12 protein-coding genes and 1 tRNA gene are annotated in these 11,286 nt (G+C 57.9%); 4 read left to right on the top strand and 9 right to left on the bottom strand.

Annotated elements, in window-relative coordinates; translation table 11 throughout:
• The first annotated feature begins 187 nt into the window (after window positions 1–187).
• From CXF97_RS02290 to CXF97_RS02275, 4 genes are all read left to right on the top strand, one after another.
• Window positions 188–1,564, top strand: coding sequence for an L-serine ammonia-lyase (locus CXF97_RS02290; protein ID WP_101155764.1), 1,377 nt, complete (start codon window positions 188–190; stop codon window positions 1,562–1,564).
• A 51-nt stretch (window positions 1,565–1,615) separates the two neighbouring features.
• Entirely contained in the window at window positions 1,616–2,740 is a 1,125-nt protein-coding gene (gene gcvT, locus CXF97_RS02285) for a glycine cleavage system aminomethyltransferase GcvT (protein WP_101155762.1), read from the top strand.
• Between the two features lie 403 nt (window positions 2,741–3,143).
• Window positions 3,144–3,356: a cold-shock protein gene (locus CXF97_RS02280; protein ID WP_003227496.1), complete on the top strand. Its 213-nt coding sequence runs from the start codon at window positions 3,144–3,146 to the stop codon at window positions 3,354–3,356.
• 96 nt (window positions 3,357–3,452) lie between these two features.
• Window positions 3,453–3,941, top strand: a complete 489-nt coding sequence (locus tag CXF97_RS02275; RefSeq protein ID WP_101155760.1) for an RDD family protein — start codon at window positions 3,453–3,455, stop codon at window positions 3,939–3,941.
• A gap of 132 nt (window positions 3,942–4,073) precedes the next feature.
• On the opposite strand, the gene nadA is transcribed toward CXF97_RS02275, so the two are convergent.
• The 9 genes from nadA to tolR form a co-directional block, all read right to left on the bottom strand.
• On the bottom strand, window positions 4,074–5,132 hold the full coding sequence (gene nadA, locus CXF97_RS02270) for a quinolinate synthase NadA (RefSeq protein ID WP_016773509.1): 1,059 nt from the start codon (window positions 5,130–5,132) through the stop codon (window positions 4,074–4,076).
• A gap of 270 nt (window positions 5,133–5,402) precedes the next feature.
• Window positions 5,403–5,478: transfer RNA gene (locus tag CXF97_RS02265), tRNA-Lys, on the bottom strand.
• Between the two features lie 63 nt (window positions 5,479–5,541).
• Window positions 5,542–6,234, bottom strand: coding sequence for a 7-cyano-7-deazaguanine synthase QueC (queC, locus tag CXF97_RS02260; RefSeq protein ID WP_101155758.1), 693 nt, complete (start codon window positions 6,232–6,234; stop codon window positions 5,542–5,544).
• 1 nt (window position 6,235) lies between these two features.
• Window positions 6,236–6,883, bottom strand: coding sequence for a 7-carboxy-7-deazaguanine synthase QueE (gene queE / locus CXF97_RS02255; protein ID WP_101155756.1), 648 nt, complete (start codon window positions 6,881–6,883; stop codon window positions 6,236–6,238).
• 167 nt (window positions 6,884–7,050) lie between these two features.
• Window positions 7,051–7,884 (bottom strand): tol-pal system protein YbgF, encoded by an 834-nt coding sequence (gene ybgF / locus CXF97_RS02250; RefSeq protein ID WP_101155754.1) that lies wholly within the window; start codon window positions 7,882–7,884, stop codon window positions 7,051–7,053.
• 6 nt (window positions 7,885–7,890) lie between these two features.
• Window positions 7,891–8,388: a peptidoglycan-associated lipoprotein Pal gene (gene pal / locus CXF97_RS02245; protein WP_003178634.1), complete on the bottom strand. Its 498-nt coding sequence runs from the start codon at window positions 8,386–8,388 to the stop codon at window positions 7,891–7,893.
• A 52-nt stretch (window positions 8,389–8,440) separates the two neighbouring features.
• Window positions 8,441–9,721 (bottom strand): Tol-Pal system beta propeller repeat protein TolB, encoded by a 1,281-nt coding sequence (gene tolB / locus CXF97_RS02240; RefSeq protein WP_178081141.1) that lies wholly within the window; start codon window positions 9,719–9,721, stop codon window positions 8,441–8,443.
• 17 nt (window positions 9,722–9,738) lie between these two features.
• Window positions 9,739–10,815: a cell envelope integrity protein TolA gene (gene tolA / locus CXF97_RS02235; RefSeq protein WP_101155750.1), complete on the bottom strand. Its 1,077-nt coding sequence runs from the start codon at window positions 10,813–10,815 to the stop codon at window positions 9,739–9,741.
• On the bottom strand, window positions 10,815–11,267 hold the full coding sequence (gene tolR, locus CXF97_RS02230) for a protein TolR (protein ID WP_160767866.1): 453 nt from the start codon (window positions 11,265–11,267) through the stop codon (window positions 10,815–10,817). The genes tolA and tolR overlap by 1 nt, the downstream gene beginning before the upstream one ends.
• Window positions 11,268–11,286 lie beyond the last annotated feature (19 nt).

Raw genomic sequence — 11,286 nt, 5'->3', positions numbered from 1 at the left:
CTGCCCCGATTTTCAGCAACACCGCAGATCCAAATGTGGGAGCGGGCTTGCTCGCGAATACGGTGTGTCATGCAATATTGATGGCGACTGATACACCGCATTCGCGAGCAAGCCCGCTCCCACCGCAGATCTGTACCCAGCCTAATGCTTGCGCCAATTCCCATAACAAGAAACCGGAGAAACACTCATGTCGTTAAGCGTGTTCGACCTGTTCAAGATTGGCATCGGCCCCTCCAGCTCCCACACCGTCGGCCCGATGCGGGCGGCGGCGCGGTTCGTCGAAGGTTTGCGCCGTGAAAACCTGCTGACCGCCACTGCCAGCGTGCGCGTCGAGCTGTACGGTTCGCTCGGCGCCACCGGCAAGGGACATGGCAGCGACAAGGCCGTGTTGCTCGGCCTCGAAGGCGAGCACCCGGACACCGTCGACACTGAAACTGTCGCGGCGCGCCTGCAGGAGATTCGCGGCAACGGCCGACTGAATTTGCTGGGCGAGCACAGCATCGCCTTCAACGAGAAAGAGCATCTGGCCATGATTCGCAAACCGTTGGCCTACCACCCCAACGGCATGATCTTTCGCGCCTTCGATGCGGCGGGGCTGCAGGTTCGCAGCCGTGAGTACTACTCGGTGGGCGGTGGTTTTGTCGTCGATGAGGATGCGGCCGGTGCCGACCGCATCGTCGAAGATGCCACGCCACTGACCTTCCCGTTCAAAAGTGCCAAGGACTTGCTTGGCCATTGCAGCACCTACGGTTTGTCGATCAGCCAGGTGATGCTGACCAACGAAAGCGCTTGGCGCCCGGAAGCAGAGACTCGCGCCGGGCTGCTGAAGATCTGGCAGGTCATGCAGGATTGCGTCGCCGCAGGATGCCGCAACGAAGGTATTTTGCCCGGTGGCCTGAAAGTGAAACGTCGGGCCGCAGCGCTGCATCGGCAGCTGTGTAAAAACCCGGAATCAGCATTGCGTGACCCGCTGTCCGTGCTCGACTGGGTCAACCTTTATGCATTGGCGGTCAACGAGGAAAACGCCAACGGCGGCCGCGTGGTGACTGCGCCCACCAATGGCGCGGCGGGGATCATTCCGGCGGTGCTGCATTACTACATGCGTTTTATCCCCGGGGCGAATGACGACGGCGTCGTACGTTTTCTCCTGACTGCTGCGGCCATCGGCATTCTTTACAAGGAAAACGCGTCGATCTCCGGCGCCGAAGTCGGTTGTCAGGGTGAAGTCGGTGTGGCCTGCTCCATGGCGGCCGGCGCCCTGTGCGAAGTGCTTGGCGGCAGCGTTCAGCAAGTCGAGAACGCTGCGGAAATCGGCATGGAACACAACCTCGGCCTGACCTGCGACCCGATCGGTGGCCTGGTGCAGGTACCTTGCATCGAGCGCAACGCGATGGGTTCGGTGAAAGCCATTAATGCGGTGCGCATGGCCATGCGCGGCGACGGCCAGCATTTTGTTTCCCTCGACAAAGTCATCCGCACCATGCGCCAGACCGGCGCCGACATGAAAAGCAAATACAAGGAAACCGCCCGTGGCGGTTTGGCAGTCAACATTATCGAATGCTAATTAGCCCCCTCTCCCTGCAGGAGAGGATTGGGATGAATCAAGGAGTCCCGCATGACCACCGAACACCTGTCGAAAACCCCGCTGCACGCACTTCACCTCGAACTCGGCGCACGCATGGTGCCGTTCGCCGGCTACGACATGCCCGTGCAATACCCGCTCGGCGTGATGAAAGAACACCAGCACACCCGCGAACAGGCCGGGTTGTTCGACGTATCGCACATGGGCCAGATCCGCCTGACCGGCGCCGATTCTGCCAAAGCCCTGGAAACTCTGGTGCCGGTGGACATCATCGACCTGCCGGTAGGCATGCAGCGTTATGCGATGTTCACCAACGAAACCGGCGGCGTTCTCGACGACCTGATGGTCGCCAACCTTGGCAACGACGAACTGTTCCTGGTGGTCAATGCCGCCTGCAAGGATCAGGATCTCGCGCATCTGCAACAACACATCGGCGATCAGTGCACCATTACGGCGCTGTTCGAAGAGCGCGCCCTGCTCGCCTTGCAAGGTCCGGCAGCCGTTACGGTGCTGGCGCGTCTTGCGCCGGACGTGGCGAAGATGACTTTTATGCAGTTCCAACGCGTGACGCTGCTCGGCGTTGATTGCTTTGTCAGTCGTTCGGGCTATACCGGTGAAGACGGCTTCGAAATCTCGGTACCGGCCGCTGAAGCGGAAAAACTCGCCCGAGCCTTGCTCGCCGAGTCAGAAGTTCAGGCCATCGGCCTCGGCGCCCGCGACTCGCTGCGTCTGGAAGCCGGTCTGTGCCTGTATGGCCATGACATGAACACCGAGACCACGCCGATCGAAGCCAGCCTGCTCTGGGCGATCTCCAGGCCACGCCGCGCCGACGGCGCCCGGCCCGGCGGCTTTCCGGGCGCAGAGCACATTTTCGCGCAGCAACAAAATGGCGTCGCACGCAAACGCGTCGGCCTGCTGCCACAGGAACGTACTCCAGTGCGCGAAGGTGCAGAGATCGTCAACGAGGCTGGCGAAATCATCGGTAATGTCTGCAGTGGCGGCTTCGGTCCGACCTTGGGCGGGCCATTGGCGATGGGTTATCTCGACAGCGCTTACGTTGCGCTCGAAACACCGGTATGGGCCATCGTACGTGGGAAAAAGGTGCAAATGCTTGTAAGCAAAATGCCATTTGTTCCACAACGCTACTATCGCGGCTGATCGACTGTTTCTATAAGTAACGCGATTGCGTCATGCATGCACTAATGTGTAACGCAATCGCCATAAAACAGTGCGTTTTTTTACATCTGTTTCGTATATGAACGTTGCTTATAACTTTTGAAAAAAATAGAACCCTACATTCATCTAAGAACGCACTAGTGAACTGACAAACTGCCATGAAGCGCAGTGAAACCGGGCCCTTCGCAGGGCTTGTTTTTTCTCCCGTAGTTGGCGTAGAGTTTGTCCACTGTGTTTGCATGGGTCAGCTTGGAATCGTGACCTGGGCAGTAGCCTACAAGTTAGCTACATCCCGCTCGACGTCTTCTTACTCCTTGCAACCAGCTCCAGTACTCTTTCATGTGAAAGGGGCTGTCATCAATTTATGCGTCAAAGGAAATAAGAAATGTCCACACGTCAGAGCGGTACCGTCAAGTGGTTTAACGACGAGAAAGGTTTTGGTTTTATCACTCCAGAAAGCGGTCCGGATCTGTTCGTACATTTCCGCGCCATTCAGGGCAACGGCTTCAAAAGCCTGAAAGAAGGCCAGAAAGTGACTTTCGTTGCTGTGCAAGGTCAGAAAGGCATGCAGGCTGACGAAGTACAAGCTGAAGCCTGATTTCTGCTACGAAAAAGCCCCTGATATTGATATCAGGGGCTTTTTTGTGCGCGCGAGTCCGTAAAATGCCATTTCCTTTCGCGCTCAGAGGCTGCCATGTCGAAAAACCTGCTCACCCCACAGGGCGACTTTCCTGCTGTTGGCCTCGGCCGCCGTCTGGCCGCGATGTTCTATGATTTTCTATTGTGTACCGCACTGCTGATCGTCACTGGCTTCGTTTACAAACTGATCCAGGCCGCGATCATTGGCGAAGAACGTCTGCGGGCGATGACCGATGCCGGCCAGCTCGATGGCGACCCGCTCTACTCCACGGTGCTGCTGTTGGTGCTGTTCGGTTTCTTCGCCAAGTTCTGGACCCATGGCGGGCAGACACTCGGCATGCAGGTGTGGGGCATTCGCGTGCAGAACGCCAATGGCACGGCGATCAGCCTGTGGCAGGCGCTATTGCGCTTTATGGTGTCGATCGCGTCGTGGCTGTGCGCGGGGCTGGGGTTCTTCTGGTCGCTGTATGACAAGCAGAAGCGCACCTGGCATGACATCTATTCAGATACCCGCGTGGTGCGGATCCCGAAGAAGAGTAAATAATTTCCAGACAGCGAATACCAATGTGGGAGCGGGCTTGCTCGCGAAGGCGCCGTATCAGTCATTTCAATGGTGACTGATACACCGCTTTCGCCAGCAGGCCCGCTCCCACATCTGACTTGCGTTGCCTGAAAATCAGGCGTTACCGGCCAGTTTCATCCGTGCTGCCTGGGTGAAATCCAGCATTCGCTTCAACGGTCGAATCGCCTGCGGGATCAACGCCGGGTCAACGAAGATCTCGTTCGTGCCTTCCTTCAAGCTCTTCAGCGTGCGCTCAAGGGTGTTCATGGCCATCCACGGGCAATGTGCGCAACTGCGGCATGCCGCGCCGTTACCGGCGGTCGGCGCCTCGATGAAGACCTTGTCCGGGCACAACTGCTGCATCTTGTAGAAGATGCCACGGTCGGTAGCGACGATCAGGGTCTTGTTCGGCAGGCTTTGCGCGGCGGCAATCAACTGACTGGTCGAGCCGACGGCATCGGCCAGTTCGATCACCGAAGTCGGCGACTCCGGGTGCACCAGAATCGCCGCGTCCGGGTACAGCGCTTTCATGTCTTCAAGCTGCTTGGATTTGAACTCTTCGTGAACGATGCAGGCACCGTCCCACAGCAGCATGTCGGCACCGGTCTTGCGCTGAATGTAAGTGCCCAGGTGCTTGTCCGGGCCCCAGATGATCGTCTCGCCGTTGTCCATCAGGCTTTCGACGATTTCCAGTGCGCAGCTCGAAGTCACCACCCAGTCGGCACGCGCCTTTACCGCTGCAGAGGTGTTGGCGTAGACCACCACGGTACGCTCCGGATGCTGATCGCAGAACGCCGAGAACTCGTCGACCGGGCAACCAAGGTCCAGAGAGCAGGTTGCCTCCAGCGTTGGCATCAGCACGCGTTTTTCCGGGTTGAGAATTTTTGCCGTCTCGCCCATGAACTTCACGCCGGCGACCACTACGGTCTTGGCCGGATGGGCATTGCCGAAGCGAGCCATTTCAAGGGAATCGGAAACACAGCCGCCGGTTTCTTCGGCCAAGGCCTGAATCACCGGATCGCAATAGAAGTGGGCCACAAGCACCGCGTCCTGAGCCTTGAGCTCGGCGGCGATGGCGGAACGGTAGTAAGCCTCCTCCTCTGCCGTCAGCGGTTTGGGCTGTTTGGCATCGAGGTGGGCTTGAACCAGAAGGCGTTCGGAAATCTGCGTCATGTTCGCAAGACCTGCAGGCGCATTCGCGCGAAAGTCGAGTATACACCCGGCTCCGGACCGCTAGAGGGTACCGCCGGGAGAGTGAGTATCATCAGGCACGGACAGCGTTGAAGTTGCGCAAGGCTACAGAATATCCCGTTGATACAAAAGATGATTCTGACCTGTGTCAGGTTGGGCGACGGAGAAAAACGGAGGTCAGAATTGCAGGCAAAAAAAAACCCGGAAATCCTCACTTTCGTGGGCCTTCCGGATTTTCTAAACCGCCAAATATGGTGGGTCGTGTGGGATTCGAACCTACGACCAATTGGTTAAAAGCCAACTGCTCTACCAACTGAGCTAACGACCCGCTGTGTGGTGGCGCGTATAATACTGATTTTTAAGGACTATTCAACACCTTTTTTGAAAAAGATCAAAAATAAGGAGTTGGATCGCTCACACCCGCCGCCGCAAAGCCTTCAGCACGCAGGCGGCAGCTGTCGCATTTGCCGCAAGCGCGGCCGTCATCGTCTGCCTGATAGCAGGAAACGGTCAGGCCATAATCAACGCCGAGCTTCACGCCGGCCTGGACGATCTGCGCCTTGCTCAGGTTCTGCAGTGGCGCCTGAATGCGGAAGCCGTTGCCTTCAACGCCCGCCTTGGTTGCCAGATTGGCCATGCGCTCGAACGACTCGATGAACTCCGGGCGGCAATCCGGGTAACCGGAATAATCCACCGCATTCACGCCAATAAAGATATCCCGTGCGCCGAGCACTTCCGCCCAACCCAATGCCAACGACAGGAACACAGTGTTGCGCGCCGGCACGTAAGTCACCGGAATGCCTTCGCCCAGCTCTTCCGGAATATCGATGCTGGTGTCGGTCAGCGCCGAGCCGCCCATGCCATTGAGATTCAGCCCGATAACCTTGTGCTCGACCACACCCAGATCGCGCGCAACGCGGGCGGCGGCGTGCAATTCGGCATGCGAGCGCTGGCCGTAATCGAAGCTCATGGTGTAGCAGGCGTAGCCTTCAGCGCGAGCCATCGCCACGACAGTCGCCGAGTCGAGGCCGCCGGACAGCAGGATGACTGCGCGTTTTTCGGTAGTGTTCAGTAGTTGATTCATTTCAGCGTCCTGGCTCGTCGTTCCAAAGATATTTATGCAGCTGCAATTGCAGGCGTACCGGCAGATTGTCCGCCACCACCCAGTCAGCCAGCTCCCGAGCATTCAGGTCGTGGTGACTTGGCGAAAACAGCACTTCGCCGGCGCGCTGATCAAGACCGTACTGGATCAGCTTGGAAACCGCCCAGTCATAGTCCTCGCGCGAGCAGATGACAAACTTCACCTGATCGTTGCGGGTCAGCAGTTCGATGTTCTCGTAACGGTTGCGATGAGCTTCTTTCGAGCCCGGCGTTTTCAGATCGACTACGCGACTGACTCGCGGATCGACGGCCGAAACGTCGAGGGCGCCGCTGGTTTCCAGCGAGACCTCGTATCCGGCATTACATAACCGTTCAAGCAAAGGGATGGCGTTCGGCTGGGCCAGCGGCTCACCGCCGGTGACACAGACGTAGCGCGGACGATATCCGGCCACTTGCTCAAGAATATCGTCGAGGGTGCGCACGGTGCCGCCGCTGAACGCATAAGCGCTGTCGCAGTATTGGCAACGCAACGGGCAACCGGTCAGGCGCACGAAAACTGTGGGCAGCCCGGCAGTCCGAGTTTCCCCCTGCAACGAGTAGAAAACTTCGGTGATTCTCAATGTGTCTTGCATAGTCGCCACGGGCGTAACAGCTAAACAGGCTGTCCGCCTCCGTCAGGCACTTCAGGCAATCCCGCCAACGCGTAGACCGCAAGAAGCGTGTTTCAGAAAAAGGGCGTGAATTCTAACGAAAAAACCCGCGACTAGCGCGGGTTTCTTCAAAACACGGATAAACAGGCTTACATGCGCTGCAGATCACGCTGAGCCAGCTGTGCGGCGGACGTACCCGGATATTGGGACACCACCTGCTGCAGAATGCCTTTGACCTTGTCGGTGTGACCGAGGCGGCGCTCTACGTCAGCCAGCTTGTACAGCGAATCCGGCACCTTGTTGTGCTTGGGATACAGCTGCGAAACCTTGGCAAATGCCTGACCTGCACCCTGCAGATCGCCTTTGGCCAGGTTCACTTCGCCCAACCAGTACTGGGCGTTGCCCGCATATTGGCTGTTCGGGTATTTGCGCAGGAAAGCCGCGAAGGCCTGGCTGGCCTTGTCGAAATCCTTGGCTTTGATCAGGTCGAAAGCGGCATCGTAATACAGCTTTTCCTTGGCCGGATCAGCCGGTTCGCTACCCGCAGCAGGGGCTTGGGACGCCGAAGCGGCACCTGCGGCAGCACCGGCAGCAACACTTGCATCGCCACCGGCAGAAGAATTCTCGGGAGTCGCGGCTGGTGCAACGCCGGATCCTATGCGCCGATCAAGATCCTGGTATCGCTCCAGGGATTCCTGCTTCATGCGCGCAACCTGATTCTGCAGTTCTTCGATCACGCCCTGTTGGCGCGAGATCTGATCCTGCATCTGTTGCAATTGGTTGAACAGCATGCCTTGTGCCGAGGCAGGGGCCGAAGCCGCTCCCCCGGCATAGGCGCCGTTCGTACCGTAACCCGCAGGCGGATAACTGCTCCCGCTATTGTTATAACCGGAGTTGTCATCGACCACAGGAACCGCAGCCCACGCCGCAAGCGGCGCGAGGCTGAGAGCCAGAACAGTTACAGCACGACGGCACGTTCGCATATCGAATTACTTACGCAGTTCGACGCGACGGTTCTGGGCCCAGGACTGCTCGTCGTTGCCGGTAGCAACTGGACGCTCTTCGCCGTAGGAAACCAGTTCCAGCTGAGCTGGGGAAACACCTTGCAGTACCAGGTAGCGCTGAACGGCTTTCGCACGACGCTCGCCCAGTGCCATGTTGTACTCACGAGTACCACGTTCGTCGGTGTTGCCTTCCAGAACAACGCGAGCGCCGTTTGCTTTCAGGTCTTTGGCGTGAACGTCCAGAGCGCGCATGGCTTCTGGCTTCAGGTCCGAGCTGTCGTATTCGAAGTAGAAGGTGGTGATTGCGCGCAGAGCAGCTTCTTCGCTCAGGGAACCGTCAACGGCACCAGTGTTTGCGCCGTAACCAGCGTTTGGATCAACAGCGCCTTCACCGGCGTTGTCGCCGCCTTTGGACGAGCAACCTACAGCTACAGCCATGGCCAGAGCCAGCGCAGCAAATTTACCAAACTTCAGCATTTCCATCGTGAAACTCCTAATGAACCCCAGTGTGTTAAGTAAAACGTGTAGCGCCCGCTCACTTCAGGTAAGGGGACCAGGACGGTTCTCTGACTTCGCCTTGAGCGGTAGGAAGCGGGAGCCTCACGCGTCCATTAATGGACACGAGCATCAAGACTCCCCGGCCCTGTTGGCGGGTGGCGTAGATTACCATGGTGCCGTTGGGCGCAACAGTAGGCGACTCGTCCAGAGTGCTATCAGTGAGGATCTTTACACTACCCCGCTGCAGATCCTGAGCTGCCACCTTGAAATTGGTGAAGCCATCCTGACGATGAATCATCACCAAAGTCTTTTCATCAGCCGACAGTTTCGGGTTGGCGTTGTAGTTGCCAACGAACGTCACACGTTCGGCACCACCGCCACTGGCGCTGGTTTTATAGATCTGCGGCTTGCCGCCACGGTCCGAGGTGAAGTAGATGGTCGAACCATCCTTGCCCCAGAACGGCTCGGTGTTGATGCCCGGGCCAGAGGTCACACGGGTGATCTGACGCGAACCGAGGTTCATTACGTAGATGTCCGGGTTACCGTCTTTCGACAGCACGAACGCCAGGCGGTTACCATCCGGCGACCAGGCTGGCGCGCCATTGAGGCCTTCGAAGTTGGTGATCTGCTCGCGGCGACCGGTGTCGATGTTCTGCATGAAGATGCGCGGACGCTTCTGTTCGAACGACACGTAGGCAATTCGCTTGCCATCCGGTGCGAAACGCGGCGACAGGATCGGCTCGCGCGATTGCAGCAGAGTTACTGCACGCGCGCCGTCATAGTCGGAGCGTTGCAGGGTGTATCGGGTGTTTTTCTCGGAGAAACGCTCAGCCGTTACGTACAGCAGGCGAGTCGAGAAAGCTCCTTCAATACCGGTCAGCTTCTGAAACGACTGATCGGAAATGAAGTGCGCCATATCGCGAATCTGATCGGTAGTACCGGAAACACTGCCGTCGGCCACTTTCTGTTCGGTGGCAACGTTGAACAGTGCCCACTGCACCTGCAGGCGACCGCCTGCCGGAGCGATGCTGCCGACCATCATGTACTGGGCCCCCACCGCCTTCCAGTCACGGAAGATGATTTCGCTCGGCTGGCTTGGCTGGCTGATCATGTTGGCTTTTGGAATCGGCGAGTAATAGCCCGAGTTGCGCAAATCGTTACCGATGATTTCCGCCATATCGTCAGGCAGCACCGCGCCGCCCTGCATGCCGAACGGTACGACCGCGATCGGAGTAGCCCGATCGCTACCGCTGGTGACCAGAATGTTCTTTTCATCTGCCGCCGCGATCCCTGCCATGCAGCAGATCACGACCAGCATTCCTCGAAGAAGGTTTCTCACAAGGCTAGATCCTCAGGTGTGAATGTCATCTTGAATGAACGATACGGAGCGAAATCGCTCGGCTTCATTCCCTGCATTTCTGTCAAACGTCCAATATTCTTCACTGCCGCAACTGCCGAGGCATCGAACGGACCGTCACCACTGGACTTGGCCACGGTGACCGAAGTCACCGTACCGTCCGGCAACATGCCGATTTGCAGCACGACCGTCATGCCTTTGCGCGCCGAAGGAGGACGAGCCCAGCCTTCTGCTGCGCGAGCGCGAATCAGGTCATCGAAACTGCCGGCGACTTCGTCACCCTGCTCATCGGCCAAGGCCTGCTGGCGCTGCGGCGTGTCGGAAAGCAGATCTGCCAGGGCCTGAGCCTTTTTGTCTTCAGCGGATTTACGTGCCGCTTCCTGCGCTTTCTTCTTCGCAGCATCGGCGGCAGCTTTCTTCTTCGCGTCTTCGGCGACTTTCTTCTTCGCCTCTTCAGCTTCAGCTTTCTTCTTGGCGTCTTCGGCGGCTTTCTTTTTCGCGTCTTCGACGATCTTTTTCTTGGCTTCTTCGGCAGCGGCTTTCTTCGCCTCTTCCTCAGCAGCCTTTTTCGCTTCGTCTTCAGCCTTCTTCTTGGCTATATCAGCCAATTGTTTCTCTTCGGCCTTCTTCGCTTCGGCTTTCTTCGCGTCGTCGGCTTTTTTGGCTTCATCAGCCTTTTTCGCTTCGTCCGCTTTTTTCGCCTCGTCAGCCTTCTTGGCCTCCTCGGCCTTTTGAGCCGCGTCCTCTTTCTTTTGTTCCGCCGCTTTCACCGCTTCCTGCTCGATCTTTTTCTGTTCCATCTGTTCGACTTCGGTCTGGCGCGCGGCGGATTTCTTCGCCTCACCCGCAATCTTCTGATTGGTCTGGGTGGTTGCCTGACTTTTCGATTTCAGCTGATACAGAGTCGCCTGGACAATCGGCTTGGCCGGCGGCAGTTCGGGCGTAAAGGCAAAACTGACGAACAGCATGCCGAACACGAGCACGTGCAGGACAATCGCCAGAACACTGGGCCAGAAGTAGCTTTCCGAGGCGGACGGCTCTCGCTGTTGCTGCATCAGGGGGCCTCGGTTATCAGACCAACGTTACCGACCCCGGCTTTCTGCAACCCGCCCATGGCACCCATGACGGCGCCGTAGTCGACAGTCTTGTCGCCACGAATGAACACCTGGGTGCGTTTGCCGCCCTCGGTGCCGGCGCGAATGATCTTGGTCACCGCGTCAGTCATTTGCGGCAGGGTCATGGCCCTGTCCTGTTGCTTCTCGGTGTCGACTTCGCTGCCAAGGTTCCAGTAGTAGGTCTTGTCAGCCTTGATCGAAATGGTCAGGACCTGGGTGTTGTTGTCCTGCGGCAAGGCTTCGCTGGAAACCTTGGGCAGATCAACTTTCACGCCCTGATTGAGCATCGGCGCGGTCACCATGAAGATGACCAGCAGCACCAACATCACGTCGATGTAGGGCACTACGTTCATCTCGGCGACCGGCTTGCGCTTTTTGCGAGCTCGAGCGATTAAAGCCATCGGGAAATAC

This window comes from Pseudomonas sp. Choline-02u-1 (assembly GCF_002836515.1).
In the GTDB taxonomy this organism is placed as follows: Bacteria; Pseudomonadota; Gammaproteobacteria; order Pseudomonadales; family Pseudomonadaceae; genus Aquipseudomonas.
The sequence above is the reverse complement of the archived record's forward strand: the minus strand, read 5'-3'. Positions and strand labels throughout refer to the sequence as shown.